The organism is Enterobacter sp. 168J2 (assembly GCF_034107265.1).
GTDB classification, from domain to species: domain Bacteria; phylum Pseudomonadota; class Gammaproteobacteria; order Enterobacterales; family Enterobacteriaceae; genus Enterobacter; species Enterobacter nematophilus.
In genome coordinates this window covers 331500-354297 of the sequence record NZ_JAWNEB010000004.1, presented here as the reverse complement: position 1 = coordinate 354297, position 22798 = coordinate 331500, and the positions used below count along the sequence as shown (strand labels likewise).

Below are 22798 nucleotides of genomic sequence, written 5' to 3'. Positions count from 1 at the left end.
TTACCCCCGGAAGCGGTGCTGGTTTTCCAGGAACCACTGATAGGTGCTGGCCAGCCCCTGCTCCAGTGACACCTCGTGATACCAGCCCAGCTGATGCAGACGGGTCACGTCCAGCAGCTTGCGCGGCGTGCCGTCCGGTTTAGTCGCGTCAAACACCACGCGGCCCTTGTAGCCCACCACCTGCGCGATGGTTTGCGCCAGCTCGCGAATGGTGCAGTCCACGCCGGTACCCACGTTGATGTGCGACAGCATCGGCTCGGTGTTCTCCTGCCACACCTCGCGATCCAGCTCCATCACGTGAATGCTGGCGGCAGCCATGTCGTCCACGTGCAGGAACTCGCGCATCGGCGTCCCGCTGCCCCACACCACCACGTCCGGCGCGTTCTCGGCGGTCGCCTCGTGGAAGCGGCGCAGCAGCGCCGGGATCACGTGCGAGTTGCTCGGGTGGAAGTTGTCGTGCGGTCCGTACAGGTTGGTCGGCATCACCGAGCGATAGTCACGGTTGTACTGACGGTTGTAGGACTCGCACAGCTTGATCCCGGCAATTTTGGCAATCGCGTACGGCTCGTTGGTGGCTTCCAGCGTACCCTGCAGCAGCTCGCTCTCGGCGATTGGCTGCTTCGCCATTTTCGGGTAAATACAGGACGAACCGAGGAACAGGAGCTTATTCACGTTGTTAAGGTGCGCGGCGTGAATGATGTTGCTCTCGATCATCATGTTTTCGTAGATGAAATCCGCCGGATAGGTGTTGTTAGCGACGATGCCGCCCACCTTCGCCGCCGCCAGATACACCTGGTCAATGCGTTCGTTCGCAAAGAAGTCCTGTACCGCACGGCTGTCGAGCAGGTTCAGCTCGTCACGGGTGCGGACAATCACCTCTACGTCACCGCGCTGCTCCAGCTGGCGAACAATCGCGGAACCCACCATTCCGCGATGGCCGGCGACAAAAATACGTTGTTTTGTCATTCTCAGGACTCCAGCGCGATGGCAACCTCGTAGCCATGTGACTTGAGCAGGGAGTGTTTTTTCGCCGCTTCAAGATCTTTGGCCACCATCTCGGAAACCATCTCCTGCAGAGTGGTTTCAGGTTTCCAGCCCAGCTTCTCGTGCGCTTTGGTTGGGTCGCCCAGCAGGGTTTCTACTTCAGCAGGACGGAAGTAGCGCGGGTCAACCTGCACAATTACGTCGCCTGGCTTCACGCCCGGCGCGTCGTGGCCGGTCACGGACACAACGATACCTTTCTCTTCCACGCCGGTGCCTTCAAAGCGCAGCTTGATGCCCAGCTGCGCCGCGGCCATTTCAACGAACTGACGCACGGAGTACTGCACGCCGGTCGCGATAACGAAGTCTTCTGGCTGTTCCTGCTGCAGCATCATCCACTGCATTTTCACGTAGTCTTTTGCATGGCCCCAGTCACGCAGGGAGTCCATGTTGCCGAGGTGCAGGCAAGATTCCAGACCCTGAGCAATGTTGGCGATAGCGCGGGTGATTTTGCGGGTCACGAAGGTTTCGCCGCGGCGCGGGGATTCGTGGTTGAACAGGATGCCGTTACAGGCGTACATGCCGTAAGATTCACGGTAGTTCACGGTGATCCAGTAGGCGTACAGTTTTGCTACCGCATACGGAGAACGCGGGTAGAACGGCGTGGTCTCTTTCTGTGGAATTTCCTGCACCAGGCCGTACAGCTCGGAGGTCGATGCCTGGTAGAAGCGGGTTTTCTTCTCAAGGCCGAGGAAGCGAATCGCTTCCAGCAGACGCAGGGTACCCATGGCGTCAACGTCAGCGGTGTATTCCGGGGACTCGAAGGAGACCGCTACGTGGCTCATCGCGCCCAGGTTGTACACTTCATCAGGCTGCACTTCCTGCAGGATGCGGGTCAGGTTGGAGGTATCGGTCAGGTCGCCGTAGTGCAGGTGGAATTTCGGGTTCGCCGCGTGCGGATCCTGATAGATGTGATCCACACGCTCGGTGTTGAATGAAGAGGCACGACGTTTAATACCGTGCACTTCATACCCTTTCTCCAGCAGCAGTTCTGCCAGGTAAGAACCATCCTGCCCGGTAACGCCGGTGATGAGAGCGACTTTAGACATGTTTATATTCCTCTACTTATGAATTTAATCAGTTTCAACGCGTTCGCGTATCACCACTGCGGGGTTGCCACGGCAAATGCTATTTGCCGGTAGCGATTTAAAAACGCTGCTGCGGGCACCGACTACCGTGCCATCGCCAACAGAAATACCTGGTGCAACAAAAACATCCGTTGCCAGCCAGCATTTTTCACCGATCGCGATAGGCGAAGCGGTAATATCAAAATGCGGGCTCATAAAGTCGTGGCTGCCGGTGCACAAATAACACTTCTGTGAAACCACCGAATTTGCGCCAATCGTAATCTCGCCCAGGGTATATAACACCGCGTCATCCCCCACCCAGGCGTAATCCCCGAGGGTTAATTTCCAGGGGTAGGTAATTTTAACCGAAGGTCGGATGACTACGTTTTTTCCGATTTTTGCGCCAAACAGGCGCAATAAAAAGGCTCGCCAGCGGTACAGTATTTGCGGCGACCAGGCAAATAAGGTTGCCTGAACCGCCCACCACAGCTGTACCTTAATATCGTTCCCGCCCCGAAAACCTTTCGGTACGGAGAAACCTTTTAAATCCTGCATTGCGTTTCCTTATATTCAGGCTTTGTTATATAAGGTTTTCGTTTTGCCCGTGGTACGCAGGCGTAACAAATAAGACAATTCCGCCCAGAATACCGGCACGCGTAATATTTGACGCTGCACCTTTTTTGCGTCCTGACATAATTCCAGATTATTTGACGTTGACACGCCGCCCATCGAAAATTCAGACACCAGCCCTTTAATTCGGCGGAACGGATAACCTGATTTATACAGGCTGGCGGCCAGCGCATAATCGGATGACACCTTGTACTGCAAATCGTAAGGCTGTTTTTTCAGACCGTTTACCGGGAAGAAAATGGCCTGGTGGCTGGCCGGCAAACTGTGGTAGATATACCAGCCTGGCTTAGCGCTGCGGCAGACTTTATGCCCGTCGCCAAAATCGAGCAGCGCATCGCCAATATACATGGCGTCCTCTTTCTGGCGCGCCAGCTGACGGGCAAACAGCGCCACGTCGTCGTGGAAAATATCGCCGGAATTGAGGAAGATGGCATAACGGCCCTGGGCCATATTAATGCCCTTATTCATCGCATCGTAGATGCCTTTATCTTTCTCGCTGATGTAGCGTAAGTTGAACTCACCGTTGAGTTTTTCCAGAAACTCCGCCGTGCCATCGTTCGAGCCGCCGTCGACCACAATCCACTCAAAGGTGAGGCTTGGATCGCGCGCCAGGTTGCGCAGCGAGCGCCAGGTTTTTACCACCCCTTCGTAATTACGAAAAGCGACAGTAATGACGCTAAGAAACATAAATCACCTCATTTCGTCATACGTTCGTAATATTAAGCGCCTTGCGCAAAATAAACGGACAGACAATCAAGAAAGCATATTCCGGGCTAAATATTGACCCGGTAAAAAACAGCGACACCGGCGTAAAAAGATAAAGCTGCACGCGAAAGTTCTGGTTATCACCAAACGCGTTGATCATCATTTTGAAAACTTTAAACAGATACCACAGCGTCAACAGTACGGCGAACCACGAAAAATAAATAATTAACAGATACAGACCATTGTCTATGGTTTTACCGACATCCGCACCGTTAAAGATTCCGAATGATGCTACATATTCGTAAAGTGAGCCGAATCTTACTACACCATCAATATGGGTTAAGGAATAACCCACCATCACCAGCGGACCAATGATGCGATAATAGGACGATGACCCTTCCGTTCCCAAATCTCCCAGACGTTCTGAGATGTACGGGAAGGCAAATATCACGCCGACCATAAATACCGTCAGGGAGATAATCGCCAGCGGCAGTTTTTTCTTAATCGCATCTTTGTTCAGGTACTGGAACGCCCACTCCAGCAGGTAAAACAGGATAAATGTCATTACCCCTGAGAACGATCCAGACAGAACGATTCCTGCAAGAATCATAGCATCGGTCTTAGGCGTTTTGATACCAAACTGTTTGATGCTGAGCCAAATTGAGATTAACGCCAGAGCGAAAAACGCCGGTTCAAAATAGAGCGCCGTGGTACGCTTCCCGCCAAACTTAATGAAGTTCAGTACATAGCTGTTACTGTAAATGAGATATTTCGAAATTATCTCCATCAGGCTGCTGCCACCGGTCAAAATAATTTGCGCCATTTCCAGTGCGGCAAGCATAACAATTAACGCAACGGCAATATAAAAGAACCTGAGGATTTTCCGATAATTGTGCGGAGATATTGTTTTAAAGCGAATACTCCAGACCATTCCGATAATAATGACAATATAAACAAACAGCATGGTGGAGGTGACGTATTTACTGGCATCCAGCGACTGGCCAAAGATGTAGTTAAACAGCGTCAGGCCCGTGCCCAGCCCCAGGGCAATCATCAGCTTCTTCAGGTTGATTTTATCGACATACAGCAGAAGCAGAACGGGCAGAAAAGTCACGATAGTTATCGGGAAGCTTTCGCCGAGCTGGGCAATTTTGACGTTGACCAGCAGGTAGATCAGCGGCAGCAGCAGATAACTACAGATTCTGATAGAACGAGACATACTCCTCCAGCATCTGTTGTCCACTGTAGGCCTTGCGGCTGTGGTTGCGGAACGATTCCAGGTCAGTGCCAAAAACGGCCTCGGCGATCTGCGCCTTCGGCAGCTGCACCAGCGGCAGGACCTCGTGCTCGGCGAAGGTTTTACCGCCGGATTTTTCCAGCACTTCGCGCGCCGCATCGCTGTGGGTGGCAATCACCGGCACGCCGATGGAGAGCGCTTCGCAGAGGATCAGCGGGTAGTTATCCACGCGGGAGCTGAACACCAGCGCGTCCATACCGTTCAGGGCGCTCATCAGCTTGCGCTTGTCGGTTTCAAACCCGTGGTTCACCACGTTGGTTCCTTCAAACGGGGAAAATTTGCCGAAGGTGTGAAGCTCAATCTTGTCACCCAGCGCCATCATGTCGCGCACCAGCTGCTGGTTGGTTTTTCCGTCGTAGCGAAGGTCATGCGCAACGATGGCGATTTTCGGTTTACCCGCGGTTTCCGCCACCGGCGTCAGCTCGGCCAGGATGGCTTCCGTCGCCACGTCGATGCCGTTGTTGATAATCTGACAGCGCCCTGCCCCATACAGGCTGTTGAAGGCATCGGCCACGTGCTGGCTCGGGGAGATAAACGTGCAGCCGAGCGAGAGCATGTCGCGGAACAACTGGCGTTTGCCGTCTACCAGCTGATGCGCGCGATCCACCTTCACCGGCGGATAGTTGCTCAACGTCGGGCATTTCTGGCAGTTATCTTTCCAGCCTTCGCAGCCGTCGGTAAAGGCGCAGCGTCCGGTCACGCTCCAGTGGTCATGCAGCGTCCAGACGAAGCGGGTGTCGGGCTTGTGAGCCTGCACCTTCTGACAAAACGCCACCACCTCTTCCAGGTTCAGCCAGTAGCTGTGCAGAACGTGGAAATGCAGCACAACCGGGCCCGACGCGCGGGTCACGGTGCGATAAAGACTGTTCAGGTTGCCAAACAGATCGCGGTTAAACAGGCGGAACAGCGCGATGTTGGCAACAGAGGTCAGACGCGGCGTGTGCTTGTGCACCTGCGGATAGTTATCGTGGCTGACGCTTTTCTTGCCGCCTTTGCCGTAGCCGTAAATAAAACGAGACTGGAGTCCTTTTTGCAGCGCGCGCTGGTGCAGATCCAGCGCCACGCCGGCCGCCCCGCCTTCTGCGAGGCGCACGTTAAATTGCAGAATGTTCATTTAATCACCTTCACGCGGGCTTTCTCTCCCACCACCAGCGCGTTATCGGGGATGCTGTCCAGCACCACGCTGCCCGCCCCGATCGTCACGTTGTTACCTATCGTAATGTCGCCAATCACCACCACGTTCGCGCCCAGCTCGACGTTATTGCCGATGACCGGACAGGCCTGGCTGTCTGGCCCACGGTTGCCGATAGTCACCCCATGACGAATGGTGAAATCATCACCCGCGACAACGAACTTGTTGATCACCACCGCATAGCCGTGGTGGATGGTAAAGCGGCGGCCAATGGTGGCCGCAGCCTGAATCTCATACCCAAAAAAGCATTCGGTGATGATGCGGTACAGCACCAGCACCGGCGCCGCCCAGATATTGTTCAGTACATTTTTCTTGCGCCACACCGAGCAAAAGTGCGCGATGCGGTACGCCAGAACCATGCAGCACGGGCGCAGGCTCCAGCTGTTTGCGCGGCAATCTTCCAGAAACATTATTTCCCCCGAAGCCCGTCAGCCAGACGTTTGCCGTTACGCACGGACAACAGCGTCAGCAGGGTGCGCCAGGTCATGCGCTTATTGCGGATCTGGTACAGGGTGAAGAGCTGATACTTCCGGCTGGCACGGTCAAACTTGTCCTTGTGCTTGCGGTAAAAATGGAAGTAGCCCGAGAACTTCTTCGGTGAGGAGGTGATCTGCATCTCCCCGTGGTTGATGTGCAGGATCTGCGTGGCCTCTTCCACCTTCCACGGCTCGCCGTACTCCACCACCATCCTCAGGAAGATGTCGTAATCCTGCGCGGCCTTCAGTTCGGTATCGAACAGGCACTCCTTAAAGCGCCACGCCCAGGTAAAGACCTGATTGCCGATAATGTTGCGCTTGTAGAACAGGCGACGAGAATACGGTGATTTCGGGTAAAGCGGCAGGCTGGCCGGCTGGGAGTACACTTCGCCCTGGCAGACATAGTCGTTGGCATACAGAAAGGCGTGCGTGACCAGCTGCTCTTTATGCGACAGGAAGACGGACAGACGGTTCGGCGTCCATTCGTCATCGTCGTCGATGCCAGTCAGATACTGCCCTTTGGCCTGCATAATCGCCTGATTACGTACCGCGCACGCCCCGGAGTTGATGGCGTTGTGCGTGTACATCACGCGCGGATCGTTGAGGTCGGTGACAAATTTTTGCAGCTGCTCATACGAGGACGAACAGTCATCCACGATGATCAGTTCCCAGTTTTCGTAATCCTGACGTAAGACCGACTTAATTGCGCGGATCGCCAGCTGCTGACGGTTCCATGTCGGCATATAGATAGAAATCAAAGGGCGTTGTGTGGTCATATTTTCCTCCTACCCCTCACCCCGGCCCTCTCCCCGGAGGGGAGAGGGTGAAAGACCGCACCAGGCAGTCCCCTCTCCCCTCAGGGGAGAGGGTTAGGGTGAGGGGTGTGGGGTATGTTTTGTTATTTACTGTCAGACTTGTATTCGTACTCGTAATAGCCGTAATCCTGGTACCCGGTCGCGCGGCGGAAGATGGAGTTCAGAATCACCCCTTTCACCTCAATCCCGTTCTGCTCGAAGCGGCTCAGGCTGGTTTCCACTTCTTTCAGGGTGTTCACGGCATAGCGCGCTACCATCAGCGTGGTACCCGCATGGCGGCCCACCACGGCGGCATCGGTCACGGCCAGAATCGGCGGCGTATCGATCAGCACCAGGTCATAGTGTTTGCTCGCCCACTCAATCAGCTGGGTGAAGCGTTCGCTCATCAGCAGTTCAGACGGGTTCGGCGGCACCTGACCACGCGGGATCAGGTCGAATCTCGGAATCGAGGTCGGCTTGGCGCTCTGGCTAATCTCCCCCTGACCCAGCAGGATTTCCGACAGACCGTTCACGTTGTTGGTGCCCAGCAGTTCGTGGGTGTAGCCCTTACGCATATCGCAGTCGATCAGCAGCACGCGCTTGTTGGTCTGGCTCACCACGGCCGCCAGGTTGGCGCACACAAAGGTCTTACCGATTGACGGGCTGACGCCGGTTAACATCAGGACGTTGTTTTTAGCCTGCATCATGGCGAAGTGCAGGCTGGTACGCAGGCTGCGTATCGCTTCAATCGCCAGGTCGGTTGGGTTACCCACGGCCAGCAGCTGGCTCTGTTTGTAACGCTTAACGCCCTTGATGGTCTTGACGCTGTCACGGGATTTTTGCCACTCGGACAGCGGGATGCTGGCGTAGACGTTGATCCCATTCTCTTCCAGCGCCTGTGGGCTTTCGATGCCACGGTTGAACAGCGAGCGGAGCAATACACCAACGATAGAGAGCATCAGGCCGAGAATAATGCTGCCGAGAATAATCAGGGCTTTCTTCGGCTTCAGCACGCCAGGCTGGGTAATGGCCGGGTCAACGATGCGCACGTCACCCACGGTGCTGGCCTCGGTGATTTTCAGCTCCTGCTGCTTGTTCAGCAGCTGCATGTAAACCTGCTGTCCGGACTCCACGTCGCGGGTCAGACGCACGATCTCCTGCTGCGTTTTCGGCATCGCGGTCACGCGGTCGTTCAGCTTCGCCTTCTCCTCTTCGAGAGTGCGGCGCTTTTCCAGCAGCGTGCGGTAGGCCGGGTGGCGTTTGGTGTAAAGCTTGGAAATCTCCGCCTCTTTGAAGGTCAGCTCGTTGAGCTGCGCATCAATGTTGACCATGGAGTCGAGAACCGATTTGGCCTCCAGCGGCAGGTCGACGGAGTCTTTATCCTGACGGAAGGCGTTCAGCTTGTTCTCGGCATCGTCCAGACGGGCACGCACTTCCGGGAGCTGTTTAGAGAGGAACGCCAGGCTTTTCGCCGCTTCCGCCGACTTGCGCTCGACGTTCTGCTCAAGGTAGTTGCGGGTAATGCTGTTCAGGATGTCGCGGATCTGATCCTTATCTTCACCGGTAAAGGTCATGCTCAGCACGCCGGTGTCCTTACCGTTTTCCGTGACGGTCAGGTTGTTCTGCAGATTGTTAATCATTCCCAGCGTGGAGAATTTGGTCACGGTGAATTCACCGCCCTCCTGGGCGTGGATCGCGCTAACCATCATGCTAACGCCGTCTTTATTCAGCATCTGCCCCACTTCGCCGCGTGCGCTAAAGCCCGCATCGCTGGTCAGTTGGTACTGTTTAGGGCCCAGCACCGTCAGGGTAAAGGTTTGATCCCCCGCCCCTTTCGGCAGCACAAAGTCAGTGACTTTGACGGTGTCATTGCTGCGCCCCATCAGCCGATCCCAGCCGGCACCAAAGATCGGGAACGTATTTTTGGTGACGGAGATGTCGAGGCCGAGGTCGTGAACCGTTTTACCCAGCACAAGACGTGACTGAATCAGCTGAATTTCAGCGTCGGATGCCGGCGGCTTGTTCGCCAGCGCGGAGCCGATATCCTGCACCAGGGAGTTGCCGGTATTCTGTTCAATCTGCACCAGCGCGTCGGCGCTGTAGATAGGCGTCGCAAAGAGCGTATAGATAACGGCCGCCGCGGCAAAGACGGCGGTGATGCCGAGCACCCACCACTTTGCCTCAATAACCGTGCCGACCAGGCGACCAATATCAATTTCATCACTGCCCGAAGTCGGGGCGGCAGAAGGTTTTGTTTTTTCTGTCATTGTTATCCCTGCTGAGCTTTCAGTGCCTGCGCCCACTGTTGGGCAGACTGGTCAAGTAAGGTGTAAACCGCCTCGAAGGCTTCATGGCTCTTGCGATACGGATCGGGGATTTCGCGTTCGTTGTCCCAGTGACCAAACAGCATCACCTTGCCGCGCATCTCCGGAGCGATATCGCATAGCGCATGAATATGGCGTTTTTCCATTGCCAGAATCAGGTCATACTCCCGGCACATGCGGCCGGTGACCTGGCGGGCAATATGCCCGTCAAGAGAGAGGTTGTGATCGCGGGCCACGCTCGTTGCGCGCTCGTCGGCACTTTTGCCCACCAGCGCGCCCAGCCCTGCGGACTCGACCGTTAACTCGGGCTGGTACTGTTTCAACAGCCGTTCAGCCGTGGGGGAACGGCAAATGTTCCCCACGCATACCACCAGAATTTTGTTAAACATCGCGGATTACCAGGTATGAATGTCGCGCGCCGTATCCGTCATGTAGCGAACGCCACTGATGGTTGGCAGCAACTGGTTGATCAGACGGTTCCAGCGGGCAACCGGCGCGGTGGTGACGTAAACCACATCGTATGGCTGGAGACGGAACTCCGTCGCCATTACCAGAGACGTCGCATCGGACATATCCAGCTGGTAGATGTTGGCAATTTTGCCCTTCGCGCTGCCTTCACCTTTCAGCGGACGGATGACGAAGATACCGGTCGCGTTAGAGGTCGTCAGATCGATACCCTCAGCATTGCCCAGCGCTTCGGTCAGGGTCATGCCGCTGAAGTCCATTTTGAGGGTGCTCTGTTTCTTCACTTCACCCATCACGAAGACTTTCAGATCGTCGTTGCGCGGTACGTAGAGGATATCGCCCGGATAGAGCAGGCGGTTCTGGGTCAGATCGCCATTTTGCATCAGCGCCTGCAGCGAAATGCGCTGCTCTTTGCCGTTGTGGGTCAGCACCACGTTGCGCCAGTCGGCGCCGTCGGTTAAGCCGCCCGCGGCGTTAATGGCGTCCAGTACCGTGAGCGGAACGTTGGTGATGGCCTGCTGGCCGGATTTGTTCACCTGACCGGAGATATAGGCTTTTTGCGAGCGGAATGCGGCGATATTAACGTCCACCTGCGGGTCGGCGATGTACTGCGCTAAGCGGCCGGTAATATCACTACGGATCTCGGCAAGCGTTTTCCCGGCGACATGCACTTTACCAATGTACGGATAGAACATGGTGCCATCTGACTGTACCCAGTTCCCGGTGTCGCTTGAGCTGCGGTACTGGCCCGCTGGCGTGGTCAGTTCAGGGTGATCCCAGACGGTCACGTTGATCACGTCGCCCGGCCCCACGCGATACTGATAGGAGGCAATTTCCTGATCCAGAGACATATTCGGCTGGGCAACGTTCGGACGTGGACGTAATTGTTCGACCAGACGTGGCGTAAGTGGATAAACATTCACCATTTTGTCGAGATCAAAATCGGCATCCTGTTGCTTGATCACATCCTTACCCATTGTTGACATATTGCTGCCGGGAAAGACCGTGCAACCACTCATCAAGGTCACAGACACCAATAATGGCATCAATTTCATTTTGGATTTCATCATTGATTATTTATCACTTTGGCAGAGTAATTATCCTGTGCAATTTAAATAAGCTTGAGACGTATTGGGTTTCAGCATGCAGTTAATCAAATAGAAATATAACTGGCATCAGTCCTAAAAAAAGCTTATTCATCCATTGGCTATTGACAGAATAATCGAGGCTGATTCACACGCTTTCAGGCACGCTACCGCCCTTGGCTTTCAGTTACCAATCCACTGACTAAACAATGTGTTATGGATAGACACCCTCTTGAGTAAGGTCTTCTGGAAATATATCAGCCGCTTGAAATACACAACGGATAATGAATGACCATTCCGAAGACCAAAACAATAATAGCAACAACAAGATTTAACATTTGATGCTGGGAGAATTGTTGCAGCTAACCTAATAGCAGGCAAGGAGACAACTGTCCTAATATCGGTTTTTAAGATTAATATTAAGAGCAAAGTTTTGACCTTTTAGGATTTTCTTTATATTGACAAAAAGAGAGCAAAAACCATTATCTGCGATATATCCTAAAATGTTCTCTGAATAATAAAATATACGTATTTCGCTTATTTACACCCACCTGAGATTGCTCTCTTTTTTACGCATCGTATTAAGAGAAATCTCAGCCCGACATTGCATTTTCCCGCAGCTTTATCCATGATCGAAGTGTGACATTCGTCATATAACAGAAGGTATTGCTATTACTATGGAATGGATTGCCGATCCATCAATCTGGGCCGGGCTGGTGACGCTGGTCGTCATCGAATTAGTGCTCGGGATTGATAATCTGGTCTTTATCGCCATCCTCGCTGAAAAACTGCCCCCTTCCCAGCGCGACCGCGCGCGCGTGACGGGTCTGCTGCTGGCGATGGTGATGCGTTTACTGCTGCTGGCCTCTATCTCCTGGATGGTCACGCTCACTCAGCCTCTGTTCTCCGTTCGCGGTCTGAGCTTTAGCGCGCGCGACCTGATCATGCTCTTCGGCGGGCTGTTCCTGCTGTTCAAAGCCACGGTGGAGCTTAACGAGCGGCTCGAAGGCAAAGACAGCGAGAACCCAACCCAGCGACGCGGGGCGAAATTCTGGCCAGTGGTGGCGCAAATTGTGGTGCTCGATGCGGTCTTCTCCCTGGATTCGGTGATTACCGCCGTCGGGATGGTGGACCATCTCGCCGTCATGATGGCCGCGGTAATCATCGCCATCACGCTGATGGTGATGGCGAGCAAAGCGCTGACCCGCTTTGTGAACAGTCACCCGACCATCGTGATCCTCTGTCTGAGCTTCCTGCTGATGATTGGCTTTAGCCTGGTCGCCGACGGTTTCGGGTTCCACATTCCGAAAGGCTATCTGTACGCCGCCATTGGCTTCTCCGTCATGATTGAAGCCCTCAACCAGCTGGCGATATTTAACCGCCGCCGGTTTCTCTCCGCGAATCAGACCCTGCGCCAGCGCACGGCCGAAACCGTCATGCGCCTGCTGAGCGGCAGGAAAGAGGATGCCGAGCTGGACGCAGAATCCTCCGCCCTGCTTGCCGATCACAGCGACGGGCAGATCTTTAACCCGCAGGAGCGGCTGATGATCGAGCGGGTGCTTAACCTGAATCAGCGCACGGTCAGCAGCATCATGACCTCCCGGCATGACATTGAGCATATTGACCTCACGGCACCGGAAGAGCAGATCCGCGCCCTGCTGGATAAAAACCAGCATACCCGCGTGGTGGTCACCGGCGGTGAAGAGGAAGAGGAGCTGCTGGGGGTGGTGCACGTGATTGATCTGCTCCAGCAGCAGCTTCACGGCGAGCCGCTCAACCTGCGCGCGCTGGTGCGCCAGCCGCTGGTCTTCCCGGAAGCGCTTCCGCTGCTTTCCGCGCTGGAGCAGTTCCGCAACGCTCGCACGCACTTCGCCTTCGTAGTGGATGAGTTTGGTTCGGTGGAAGGGCTGGTCACGCTCAGCGACGTGATGGAAACCATCGCCGGTAATTTGCCAAACGAGGTGGATGAGATTGATGCCCGCCACGACATTCAGAAAAACGCAGACGGCTCGTGGACGGCCAACGGCCACATGCCGCTGGAAGACCTGGTGCAGTACGTGCCGCTGCCGCTGGATGAAAAACGGGAATACCACACCATTGCCGGTCTGCTGATGGAGTATTTACAGCGCATCCCGCAGCCGGGGGAAGAGGTTCAGGTGGGCGACTATCTGCTTAAAACCCTGCAGATTGAAAACCATCGCGTGCAGAAAGTGCAGCTTATTCCACTGCGGGATGAGGAAGAGCTGGATTTTGAGGTTTAGGTAAAACAAAACGGCAACCTCGTTGCCGTTTTCGTGTTTGCTCCCTCTCCCGCGGAAGAGGGTCGGGGTGATGGCATCAGGCTGCACCGCCTGCACCACGAACCTTAAAGCTTATCCAGCAGCTTCTTCACGTCCTTGCCGTTCTGGGAATCTTTATTACGATCCGCCCAGCTGTTAAGCCGACGCTTCGCTTCATCCTGCAGGTGCTTACGCAGGATCTGATCCACCTGAAGGCTGTAGTTCAGCGCCTGCCATTTGCCGTATACGCTAAGCGGAACCGGCGTCTCTTTGAGGAAGTCAATCAGCTTGCTTTCGCCCTGCCAGCCGGAAAGAACCCGGACGTTAAAGCGCGTGTCCGCCGTCTCTTTGACCAGATCCAGCGAGCCTTCTCCGGTTAACGACAGCATAGACGAGATTCCCTGCATTCCGGCCATCGTCAGTACTCCGTTATCCAGCGTCAGATCTGTGGTGAAGCTGTCGAGGCGCGTTGCGCTGTCATAGTTTTCCTGGGCTTTAACATCGCTGCTGCGCTCTACCGCCTGCTGGACCAGCTGCTGGAAGTTGAGCCCTTCTATTCGCGAATCTTTCAGGTCAACGTGCGCCTCGCCCTGCCACTCACGGCGGAAGGCGTTGGCATCAATTTTGGTGCCTGAGAAATCCCCCGCCAGCGTCAGCTGACCCGTCAGGGATATCGGATAGTTAAAGGCTTTGAGGATGCTGCCAATCTCAACGTTGTCGAGACGCGGCTGGAATTCAGCGCTGGCAACGTCCTTACGCACGTCCAGCGTACCCGGAAGTGACAGGTGACCCGCCCCCATTTTGCCGCTCAGTTCTGAAATCACCAGCAACCCGTTGTGGTTGAACATTTGGCCGTTCACGTCGGTGAAATCAATACCGCGCCAGCGCACGCTGTTGGCTTTCAGCAGAATATCCGCCGTGAAGCCGCGCAGCACGTTATAGTCAGGCTGTTCAAGGTTGGACGAGATAACCGGACGCGACACCGGTGACTGGCTTTGCCCCGTCTGTACGGCATCGCTGTCCGTTGAGCTTGTCGGCACCGGTGGCAGGATGTTCTCCAGGTTGAGCTTGTCAAACTGCAGGTTCAGCACCCACTTCGGCTTATCGTCGAGCGTGACGCTCGCCTGCCCTTTCAGGCTGCTGTCGTTGGCCTGCAGATTGAGGTTATCCAGCGCCAGCTGTTTTTGCTCTTCGCGCCAAACGGCCTGCAGCGTCCCCTGCCCGGTAATCCCCTGGGTAGGGAGATCCGCCCCCGTCAGCTGCCAGTTGAGCTGCTGGATGTCGGCCGTCAGCTGATGCGGGTAGTCCGACGCATTCACGTTTGCATTCAACGAGAGGGTCAGATCGCGCTGGTCGCGATTCACCCGTCCGCTAAATTCCAGCGACGCAAGATGGTGTTCATCCTGTTCCATCTGCAGGTTGATGTTGCGAACGGTGACCTGTTCCTGATCCTCATGCTGGAACACCAGCACGCTATCGGCAACTTTCAGTTTGCCTATATCAAAGGACCAGCCCGTATCGGACGGTTCATCCGGTAAGGTATTCTCGCGCGGCGCAACCGGCGCATTCGCGTCGCGCACGGCTTCGGTCTGCGGGGTAAGCTGAATGACCGCGCCCTTCAGCATCACCTGGTTAACCTGCAACTGATGGGAGATGAGCGGGATCAGCGCCACGTCAAGACGCATGTTGTCCGCAGAGACCAGCGGCTGTGCGGCGCCCGGCGCGGTTAACGACATTCGGCCAGAGAGAATGCTGAGCTGCGGCCAGACGTGCCAGCGCAGCGGCCCGTCAAGCTTCAGTTGGTAACCACTGCGTGCCTCGACCTGCCGCACCATGTAAGCGCGGAAATCATTCGGGTTAACCAGCAGAACCAACGCCGAAAGGCCAGCAACCAGCACCACCAGCAAAATCATCAGCGTTGTCAGAACTCTTCTCATGGCATCCTCAATGGACTAACGATCAGTCTTTATCAATACGGCTGGCAACCGCACCCTGCTGGTCGCGGTATTTTGCGTCCTGGCGGCGGTTATAAGGCCTGTCTGCCGGGCCTGTCAGCGGTTCAAAGCTTAACGCACCAATCATCATTCCGGGGCGCAGCGCCAGCGGCAGTTTGCCGGCGTTGAAGAACTCCAGCACGATACGGCCGGACCAGCCTGGGTCGATACGGTGCGCGGTCACGTGAACCATCAGGCCCAGGCGTGCCAGAGAAGAACGGCCATCAAGCCAGCCGACGAGATCCGCAGGCAGGGTCACGGATTCATACGTCACCGCCAGCGCCAGTTCACCCGGGTGCAGATAAAAAGCTTCGCCTTCGTCAATGACGATTTCATCACTCATGACGCGATCGAGCGCGGCGCTGACTTCATCCTTCGGCCCGCTGAGGTCGATGAATGGCGCAGTATGGCCACTAAAGGTGCGGAATTTATTCCCCAACCGTACATCAACGGTCACCCCATTGATACGCTCCACGGGGGGACGCGGGGTAATAGACAAGCGGCCTTCATCCAGCCAAGCTTCAATATCACGATCGCAAAGACGCATGGCACTTTCTCCTTTCATGCATCGTACCCTGAGGCCTTAAACACTCAGGGTAAAACCAGGTTATCTCTGAACGGTACACAATTCGCGCGGCTTATTCAAAAAACTGGCTGATTTTCGCTTTTAAGATATCAATCGCAATGCGGTTTTTGCCCCCGCGAGGCACGATGATATCGGCGTATTGTTTGGATGGTTCAATAAACTGCAGGAACATCGGACGCACCGTTTTCTGGTATTGCGCCATGACGGAGTCCATCGAACGACCGCGCTCGTTAACGTCACGCTTGATGCGGCGCATCAGGCAGATATCCAGCGGGGTATCGACGAAGATGGAGAAGTTCATGGATTCACGCAGGCGAGCGTCGGTCAGGAGCAGGATGCCTTCAAGGATAATGACCTTCTTCGGCTCGATGCGGATCGTTTCCTGGGTTCGGGTGTGTTCTACGTAACTGTAAACGGGCAGCTCAATGGCCTGGCCGCTCTTTAGGGCTTCTAGATGCTGGAACAGTAAACTGTGATCCATCGCATTCGGGTGGTCGTAGTTGGTTTTTACGCGCTCTTCCATCGACAGATGGGATTGATCTTTGTAATAGCTGTCTTCGGGAATGACGCCGATATGCTCATCACCTACTTGTTCACGCAGTTCGCGATAAAGCGTACTGGCAATTAGACTTTTACCTGAAGCCGATGCGCCGGCGATGCCTATAATGACGCACTGATGAGACTTATCAGTCATAAATTTAGCGACCTGAATAACCTGGATGTTAAGGAAGGACGACGCCGGAGCGTCAAACGCGGCAATTATAGGGATTTCGCGGGCGTGATACCAGTCGAATGCGCAGGTTCTGCGAGACAGGCTGAAAAGTGGCACATTGCTCCCTGAGAGAAATTTTAATGACCGTTTTTTCAGCGTTTAACAGGGATTTTTTAGCGAGTAACTATTTAATAAGTCTATGATGTCAAATTATGAGCAGTCGCCATATGAATTGTAAATTGTTTGTACTAGCATAAACCAAATTATCAAATTCACTCGTGCGCACTTCTCTCCTGACGGCATGGCGTCTCTGGATAAAGCGGTAATGAATAAACAATACCAGCGGGTTTTGGTTACCACCCCACATCCTTTATTACGACTTGTCTGTCTGGGCCTGGTCACCTTTATCTTTACCTTATTTTCGCTGGAGCTTACCCGCTTCGGTACCCTGCTGGCGCCGCTCTGGTTTCCTACCGCCATTATGATGGTGGCGTTTTACCGTCATGCGGGAAAAATGTGGCCCGGGATTGCCCTGGCCTGTTCATTCGGCAATATTCTGGCCTCGTGGATGGTGTTCTCCTGGGCGTCGATAAACCTCACCTACGCCGCAATAAACATTATTGAGGCCGTCATCGGTGCCGTGTTACTGCGCAAGCTTCTTCCGTGGTACAACCCGCTGCAAAATTTAAACGACTGGATCCGCCTGGCCATAGGCAGCGCGCTGGTGCCGCCGCTGGTGGGCGGTATTCTGATGACGCTTCTGATCCCCGGCCCTGAGCCGCTGCGTAATTTCATCGTCTGGGTGCTATCTGAATCCATTGGCGCGCTGGCGCTGGTGCCGCTGGGGCTGCTGTTTAAATCCCACTACCTGCTCCGCCACCGTGATCCGAGATTGCTGCTGGAAACGCTGGTTACCATGGCCGTGACGCTGGCGCTCAGCTGGGCATCCATCACCTGGCTGCCGTGGCCTTTTACCTGCGTGATTGTCCTGCTGATGTGGAGCGCCGTGCGCTTGCCGCGGATGGAAGCGTTCATGGTGTTTCTGGTTACCGTGATGGTCGTTTCCCTGATGATTGCCCATAACCCTTCGGCGCTGACCACCCAACATGCCGGGCCGATGATGAACGCGCCGTGGCTGCCGTTCCTGATGCTGCTTCTCCCCGCTAACGTGATGACCATGGTGATGTATGCCTTCCGTGCCGAACGCAAACACATCACCGAGAGCGAAGAGCGCTTTCGCAATGCAATGGAGTATTCCGCCATCGGCATGGCGTTAGTCAGCATGGAAGGCCAGTGGCTTCAGGCCAACAAGGCGCTGTGCAATTTCCTCGGTTACAGTCAGACCGAGCTGCAGTCGCTCACCTTCCAGCAGCTCACCTGGCCGGAAGATTTGCATACCGACCTGGAACAGCTGGAGCAGCTGGTCAACGGCGAGATCAACACCTACACCCTCGAAAAGCGCTATTACACGCGCAACGGCGAGGTCGTCTGGGCGCTTCTGGCCGTCTCCGTCGTGCGCCATGCCGACGGCTCGCCGCTCTATTTTATCGCCCAGATTGAAGACATTAACGACCTGAAGCAGACCGAGTGGGTCAATAAACGCCTGATGGAGCGCATTACGCTGGCCAACGAAGCGGGCGGCATCGGCATCTGGGAGTGGGATCTGGAGCCCGACATTATCAGCTGGGATAAGCGGATGTTTGAGCTATATGAAATTCCGCCGCACATCAAGCCCACCTGGCAGCTCTGGCACGAAAGAATGTTGCCGGAGGATCGCGCCCATGCGGAGCAGGTGCTGCGGGATTCACTGGTCTCTCGTCTGCCGTTTAAGCTTGAATTCCGTATCCGCGTGAAGGAAGGCGTGCGCCATATTCGCTCCCTGGCAAACCGGGTGCTGAATAAAGAGGGTGAAGTGGAGCGTTTACTCGGCATCAATATGGACATGACCGAGGTGAAGGAGCTTAACGAAGCGCTGTTCCAGGAAAAAGAGCGTCTGCACATCACGCTCGACTCCATCGGCGAAGCGGTGCTCTGTACCGATATCGACATGAACGTCACCTTTATGAACCCGGTCGCCGAGAAAATGAGCGGCTGGCTGCAGACCGAGGCCATCGGCCAGCCGATCCTGAAGGTGTTACACATCACCTTTGGGGAACGCGGCCCGCTGATGGAAAACATTCACAGCGGCGATATGTCACGCTCCGATATCGACCAGGACGTAGTGCTGAACTGCCGCACCGGCGGATCGTTTGATATCCACTACAGCATTACGCCACTCAGTACCCTTGACGGGCACAGCATTGGCTCGGTGATCGTTATTCAGGACGTTACCGAGTCGCGCAAAATGCTGCGTCAGCTGAGCTACAGCGCGTCGCACGATGCCCTCACCCACCTGGCAAACCGGGTCAGCTTCGAAAACCATCTCAAACGACTTCTGCAAACCGTTCGCGAGACGCGTCAGCGTCATGCGCTGGTCTTTATCGATCTGGACCGCTTCAAAGCCGTCAATGATACCGCAGGCCATGCGGCGGGAGATGCCCTGCTGCGGGAACTCTCTTCCATGATGTTAACCATGCTTCGCTCCAGCGACGTGCTGGCGCGCCTGGGCGGCGACGAGTTTGGGCTGCTTCTGCCGGACTGCAATATTGAGAGCGCGCGCTATATCACCGGTCGTCTGATCCATACCATCAATGACTATCACTTTATGTGGGAAGGCCGCCTGCACCGGATTGGCGCCAGCGCAGGGATCACGCTGATTGATGAGCATAATAACCAGGCGTCAGAAGTGATGTCGCAGGCGGATATTGCCTGTTATGCCTCGAAAAACAGTGGCCGCGGCATCGTGACGGTGTACGAACCGCAGCAGGAGCGGGATCGGAGCGCGCGCAGCATGATGTCGCTGGACGAACAGTGGCATATGATCAAAGACAATCACCTGATGATGATAGCCCGCAGCGTCGCCTCCCCGCGCATACCGGAAAGCTGTAACTTCTGGCTGGTTTCGCTACGCCTGTGGACCAGCCAGGGTGAAGTTCAGGAGGAGCACGCCTTCCGTTCCGGCCTGGCGGAGCCCGAGCTGCTGCATGCCCTCGACAGACGTATCTTTGGCGAGTTTTTCCGCACCTCTGCCGCGCAGGTCGCCCGTAAAGGAATGGGGGTAGCGCTACCGCTTTCTGCCGCCGGATTAGCCAGCGTAACGCTGGTCGATGAACTCCTCGACCTGCTCGATAACAGCCCTATGCCGGGCCGTCTGCTGCATCTGGTCATCGCGGCCGACGTGGTATGTAACCCGGATGAGAATCTGCAGCGAGGGCTGCAAAAGCTTCGCCAGGCGGGCTGCCGGTTGATCTTCAGCCAGATAGGGCGCGACATGAACGTCTTTACCCACCTGAGCCCGAACATGGCCGATTATCTGATGCTGGATGCCGAGGTGGTGAGCAACGTGTACGGCAATCTGATGGATGAGATGATGGTGACCATCGTTCAGGGCCACGCCCAGCGTCTGGGGATGAAAACCATCGCAGGCCCCTGTAACCAGCCCATTATGATGGATACGCTTTCCGGCATCGGCATTGATTTTATCTATGGCGACACCATCGCCGAGCCGCAGCCGCTGGATCTACTGCTCAACACCAGCTATTTCGCCATCAACTGACGGCGTCCAGCCGTCGGTATACCAGATGTGCAGCAGCGCGTAGGAGCGCCACGGCTGCCAGCGTTCGGCGTAACGACGGATCTGCGCCGGGGTCATCCCGGCGAAGCGTTGCTTAATCAGATAATCATCCGGCAGGAACACGTCTTTCGCCTGCCAGCCGCGCAGGGCCAGGTAATTTGCCGTCCAGCGCCCGATGCCGGGCCGCTGCTGTAGCGCCTTCATGCCCGCCTCAACGTCCTCAGGCGGCGTCAGCGGAAACGTCCCGTCAACAACCGACTGCGCCAGATGAATCAGCGACTCCGCGCGTTTTACCGGCATTCCGAGCGCCTTGAGCGCCAGCGGATCGGCAGCGGCCAGCGCTTGCGGGGAGGGAAAGCAGACATAGCCCGGTGCATCCTTCACCGGCTCACCGCACAGGGCGACAACGCGGGAAGCCAGTTTCGCCGCCATCGCCACGCTGACCAGCTGTCCGAGAATCGCCCGTACGCCCTGCTCGTACGCATCCATCGCCCCCGGCAAACGCAGGCCGGGCCGGGCAGCGCCGAGATCCCCCAGCGTATCCGCGACGCGCTGCGGGTTGCAGGCGAGATCGAACAGGCGCGCGATGCGTTCAAGACACGTCTTCGCAACCGGGACCAGCCCGGGGCTGAGCGTCACGGTCAGCGTATGGGTGGCGATATCCGGCGTCACGCGAAATATCCCCTGATGGCCGTCGCAGGCAAAACTGCGCTCGTAGTAGTCGCTCGTGACGGTTTCAATGCCCGTCACCGCACGCGCGCCGAGAAAGCCAAACATCCACTGCCAGTCGTAGGGAGGTTGCCAGGTCAGGGTATACATTATTGCTCCTTTTTTATTCCTCTCAGGATAAACGGAAAAGCGGTGTTTCGCCTTGCTTTCATATTCCTGTTGTCGCCATGCAGACATTTCGTTAAAGTCTCGCCCCTTCTCACCGGCATGGGGATTAATCGTGTTTATTGGATTTGACTACGGTACGGCAAACTGCTCGGTTGCGATTATGCAGAACGGACAACCGCAGCTCCTGAAAATGGAAAAAGAGAGCACGCTGCTGCCGTCAATGCTCTGCGCGCCGACGCGTGAGGCGGTGAGCGAGTGGCTGTTCCGCCACCATCAGGTTCCTGCCACCGCGGCGGAGAGCCAGGCGCTGCTGCGTCGGGCGGTCAGCTTCAACCGCGAGGAAGATATCGACGTTACCCCGTCCAGCGTGCAGTTCGGCCTCTCTTCGCTCGGGCACTACATTGAAGACCCGGAAGAGGTTTACTTTGTTAAGTCACCGAAGTCCTTCCTCGGCGCCAGCGGCCTGAAGCCGCAGCAGGTGGCGATGTTTGAGGACCTGGTGTGCGCCATGATGCTGCATATCCGTCATCAGGCGCAGACGCAGGTTTCCGAGGAGATTACCCAGGCGGTGATTGGCCGCCCAATCAACTTCCAGGGGCTGGGCGGCGACGAAGCCAACCAGCAGGCGCAGGGGATCCTTGAACGCGCCGCGCACCGGGCAGGCTTCCGCGACGTGGTGTTCCAGTACGAGCCGGTTGCGGCGGGGCTGGATTTTGAAGCCACGCTGACGGAAGAGAAGCGCGTGCTGGTCGTGGACATCGGCGGGGGAACCACCGACTGCTCGCTGCTGCTGATGGGGCCGCAGTGGCATAACCGTCGCGATCGTGAAAACAGCCTGCTCGGGCACAGCGGCTGCCGCGTAGGCGGTAACGATTTGGATATCGCGCTGGCCTTCAAGAGCCTGATGCCGCTGCTGGGCATGGGCGGGCAAACGGAAAAAGGCATCGCCCTGCCGATCCTGCCGTGGTGGAACGCGATTGCCATCAACGACGTTCCGGCGCAGAGTGATTTTTACAGCACCGCGAACGGGCGCTTCCTTAACGATCTGGTGCGCGACGCGCAGGACGCCGAGAAGGTCGCCCTGCTCTATAAAGTGTGGCGTCAGCGCCTGAGCTACCGCGTGGTGCGCACCGCCGAAGAGAGCAAAATTGCCCTTTCGGATCGTCCTGAACATGCGGTTTCGCTGCCCTTCATCAGCGACGATCTGGCCACGGCGATCTCTCAGGAGGGGCTGGAGACGGCGCTCGCGCAGCCGCTGCAGCGTATTCTGGAGCAGGTGCAGCTGGCGCTGGAGAACGGTAAAGAGAAGCCGGATGTGATCTACCTGACCGGCGGTAGCGCCCGCTCGCCGCTGATCAAGAAAGCGCTGGCGGAACAGCTGCCGGGCATTCCGATTGCTGGCGGGGATGACTTTGGCTCCGTTACCGCAGGGCTGGCGCGCTGGGCGCAGGTGATGTTTAGCTAGTGTTGTTGCGGTGCGGTCTGATGCCCTCACCCCGGCCCTCTCCCACAGGGAGAGGGAGAAAACCGCGGCGCTACTCTCAGACCATTCCTGACAGTCTTCCATATTTCCTCCATTTTTCCGCTGTGTTAGCTGACTAAACTAGTATCATTCCCCGAAGTATTCAGGATGAGAACGTA

Annotated in this window: 18 protein-coding genes; 3 read left to right on the top strand and 15 right to left on the bottom strand. The window is 56.0% G+C overall.

The window, feature by feature from the left end; genetic code table 11:
• The 11 genes from fcl to USG84_RS13905 all read right to left on the bottom strand — a co-directional run bounded on the left by fcl (nt 1) and on the right by USG84_RS13905 (nt 11061).
• Complete coding sequence (gene fcl, locus USG84_RS13955; RefSeq protein ID WP_151413081.1) at nt 1-966, bottom strand: GDP-L-fucose synthase; 966 nt, start codon at nt 964-966, stop codon at nt 1-3.
• Between the two features lie 2 nt (nt 967-968).
• The gene (gene gmd / locus USG84_RS13950; protein ID WP_003863514.1) at nt 969-2090 is read right to left on the bottom strand and encodes a GDP-mannose 4,6-dehydratase; all 1122 of its coding nucleotides are present in this window, start codon (nt 2088-2090) and stop codon (nt 969-971) included.
• A 24-nt stretch (nt 2091-2114) separates the two neighbouring features.
• Complete coding sequence (wcaF, locus tag USG84_RS13945; RefSeq protein ID WP_151413082.1) at nt 2115-2663, bottom strand: colanic acid biosynthesis acetyltransferase WcaF; 549 nt, start codon at nt 2661-2663, stop codon at nt 2115-2117.
• A 15-nt stretch (nt 2664-2678) separates the two neighbouring features.
• Nucleotides 2679-3425 carry a colanic acid biosynthesis glycosyltransferase WcaE gene (gene wcaE, locus USG84_RS13940; protein WP_151413083.1) on the bottom strand — a complete coding sequence of 249 codons (747 nt, stop codon included), beginning with the start codon at nt 3423-3425 and terminating at the stop codon, nt 2679-2681.
• Between the two features lie 16 nt (nt 3426-3441).
• A complete protein-coding gene (gene wcaD, locus USG84_RS13935) occupies nt 3442-4662 on the bottom strand; it encodes a colanic acid polymerase WcaD (RefSeq protein WP_029742034.1) in 1221 nt (406 codons plus the stop codon).
• Entirely contained in the window at nt 4637-5854 is a 1218-nt protein-coding gene (gene wcaC / locus USG84_RS13930; RefSeq protein ID WP_253542739.1) for a colanic acid biosynthesis glycosyltransferase WcaC, read from the bottom strand. The genes wcaD and wcaC overlap by 26 nt, the downstream gene beginning before the upstream one ends.
• Complete coding sequence (gene wcaB, locus USG84_RS13925; protein WP_253542742.1) at nt 5851-6342, bottom strand: colanic acid biosynthesis acetyltransferase WcaB; 492 nt, start codon at nt 6340-6342, stop codon at nt 5851-5853. Before wcaB ends, wcaC begins: the two co-directional genes overlap by 4 nt.
• Nucleotides 6342-7184: a colanic acid biosynthesis glycosyltransferase WcaA gene (gene wcaA / locus USG84_RS13920; RefSeq protein ID WP_151413084.1), complete on the bottom strand. Its 843-nt coding sequence runs from the start codon at nt 7182-7184 to the stop codon at nt 6342-6344. Before wcaA ends, wcaB begins: the two co-directional genes overlap by 1 nt.
• 122 nt (nt 7185-7306) lie before the next feature.
• Nucleotides 7307-9469 (bottom strand): tyrosine-protein kinase Wzc, encoded by a 2163-nt coding sequence (gene wzc, locus USG84_RS13915; protein ID WP_061097667.1) that lies wholly within the window; start codon nt 9467-9469, stop codon nt 7307-7309.
• Between the two features lie 2 nt (nt 9470-9471).
• Nucleotides 9472-9915, bottom strand: coding sequence for a low molecular weight protein-tyrosine-phosphatase Wzb (gene wzb, locus USG84_RS13910; RefSeq protein ID WP_061097666.1), 444 nt, complete (start codon nt 9913-9915; stop codon nt 9472-9474).
• Between the two features lie 6 nt (nt 9916-9921).
• Complete coding sequence (locus USG84_RS13905) at nt 9922-11061, bottom strand: polysaccharide export protein (protein WP_014170829.1); 1140 nt, start codon at nt 11059-11061, stop codon at nt 9922-9924.
• Nucleotides 11062-11753: 692 nt separating this feature from the next.
• Between USG84_RS13905 and USG84_RS13900 the strand changes: the two genes are divergently transcribed.
• On the top strand, nt 11754-13337 hold the full coding sequence (locus USG84_RS13900; RefSeq protein ID WP_253542745.1) for a TerC family protein: 1584 nt from the start codon (nt 11754-11756) through the stop codon (nt 13335-13337).
• Nucleotides 13338-13441: 104 nt separating this feature from the next.
• Here the strand turns inward: USG84_RS13900 and asmA are convergent, their stop codons facing one another.
• The 3 genes from asmA to udk all read right to left on the bottom strand — a co-directional run bounded on the left by asmA (nt 13442) and on the right by udk (nt 16629).
• Nucleotides 13442-15292 carry an outer membrane assembly protein AsmA gene (gene asmA, locus USG84_RS13895; protein WP_253542748.1) on the bottom strand — a complete coding sequence of 617 codons (1851 nt, stop codon included), beginning with the start codon at nt 15290-15292 and terminating at the stop codon, nt 13442-13444.
• Between the two features lie 22 nt (nt 15293-15314).
• The gene (gene dcd, locus USG84_RS13890; protein ID WP_020883257.1) at nt 15315-15896 is read right to left on the bottom strand and encodes a dCTP deaminase; all 582 of its coding nucleotides are present in this window, start codon (nt 15894-15896) and stop codon (nt 15315-15317) included.
• 91 nt (nt 15897-15987) lie between these two features.
• On the bottom strand, nt 15988-16629 hold the full coding sequence (udk, locus tag USG84_RS13885) for a uridine kinase (RefSeq protein WP_008500855.1): 642 nt from the start codon (nt 16627-16629) through the stop codon (nt 15988-15990).
• 343 nt (nt 16630-16972) lie between these two features.
• On the opposite strand from udk, the gene USG84_RS13880 reads away from it, so the two are divergent.
• Nucleotides 16973-20302: a diguanylate cyclase gene (locus USG84_RS13880; RefSeq protein WP_253542751.1), complete on the top strand. Its 3330-nt coding sequence runs from the start codon at nt 16973-16975 to the stop codon at nt 20300-20302.
• Here USG84_RS13880 and alkA read toward each other — a convergent pair.
• Nucleotides 20267-21139, bottom strand: a complete 873-nt coding sequence (alkA, locus tag USG84_RS13875; RefSeq protein ID WP_253542753.1) for a DNA-3-methyladenine glycosylase 2 — start codon at nt 21137-21139, stop codon at nt 20267-20269. The genes USG84_RS13880 and alkA overlap by 36 nt on opposite strands.
• 130 nt (nt 21140-21269) lie before the next feature.
• On the opposite strand from alkA, the gene yegD reads away from it, so the two are divergent.
• Nucleotides 21270-22622 carry a molecular chaperone gene (gene yegD / locus USG84_RS13870; RefSeq protein ID WP_253542755.1) on the top strand — a complete coding sequence of 451 codons (1353 nt, stop codon included), beginning with the start codon at nt 21270-21272 and terminating at the stop codon, nt 22620-22622.
• Nucleotides 22623-22798: the final 176 nt, after the last annotated feature.

What these genes read in the sequence shown, in the direction of transcription:
- fcl (WP_151413081.1), bottom strand. Translation starts at nt 966, where the DNA reads ATGACAAAACAACGTATTTTTGTCGCCGGCCATCGCGGAATGGTGGGT.
- gmd (WP_003863514.1), bottom strand. Translation starts at nt 2,090, where the DNA reads ATGTCTAAAGTCGCTCTCATCACCGGCGTTACCGGGCAGGATGGTTCT.
- wcaF (WP_151413082.1), bottom strand. Translation starts at nt 2,663, where the DNA reads ATGCAGGATTTAAAAGGTTTCTCCGTACCGAAAGGTTTTCGGGGCGGG.
- wcaE (WP_151413083.1), bottom strand. Translation starts at nt 3,425, where the DNA reads ATGTTTCTTAGCGTCATTACTGTCGCTTTTCGTAATTACGAAGGGGTG.
- wcaD (WP_029742034.1), bottom strand. Translation starts at nt 4,662, where the DNA reads ATGTCTCGTTCTATCAGAATCTGTAGTTATCTGCTGCTGCCGCTGATC.
- wcaC (WP_253542739.1), bottom strand. Translation starts at nt 5,854, where the DNA reads ATGAACATTCTGCAATTTAACGTGCGCCTCGCAGAAGGCGGGGCGGCC.
- wcaB (WP_253542742.1), bottom strand. Translation starts at nt 6,342, where the DNA reads ATGTTTCTGGAAGATTGCCGCGCAAACAGCTGGAGCCTGCGCCCGTGC.
- wcaA (WP_151413084.1), bottom strand. Translation starts at nt 7,184, where the DNA reads ATGACCACACAACGCCCTTTGATTTCTATCTATATGCCGACATGGAAC.
- wzc (WP_061097667.1), bottom strand. Translation starts at nt 9,469, where the DNA reads ATGACAGAAAAAACAAAACCTTCTGCCGCCCCGACTTCGGGCAGTGAT.
- wzb (WP_061097666.1), bottom strand. Translation starts at nt 9,915, where the DNA reads ATGTTTAACAAAATTCTGGTGGTATGCGTGGGGAACATTTGCCGTTCC.
- USG84_RS13905 (WP_014170829.1), bottom strand. Translation starts at nt 11,061, where the DNA reads ATGATGAAATCCAAAATGAAATTGATGCCATTATTGGTGTCTGTGACC.
- USG84_RS13900 (WP_253542745.1), top strand. Translation starts at nt 11,754, where the DNA reads ATGGAATGGATTGCCGATCCATCAATCTGGGCCGGGCTGGTGACGCTG.
- asmA (WP_253542748.1), bottom strand. Translation starts at nt 15,292, where the DNA reads ATGAGAAGAGTTCTGACAACGCTGATGATTTTGCTGGTGGTGCTGGTT.
- dcd (WP_020883257.1), bottom strand. Translation starts at nt 15,896, where the DNA reads ATGCGTCTTTGCGATCGTGATATTGAAGCTTGGCTGGATGAAGGCCGC.
- udk (WP_008500855.1), bottom strand. Translation starts at nt 16,629, where the DNA reads ATGACTGATAAGTCTCATCAGTGCGTCATTATAGGCATCGCCGGCGCA.
- USG84_RS13880 (WP_253542751.1), top strand. Translation starts at nt 16,973, where the DNA reads ATGAATAAACAATACCAGCGGGTTTTGGTTACCACCCCACATCCTTTA.
- alkA (WP_253542753.1), bottom strand. Translation starts at nt 21,139, where the DNA reads ATGTATACCCTGACCTGGCAACCTCCCTACGACTGGCAGTGGATGTTT.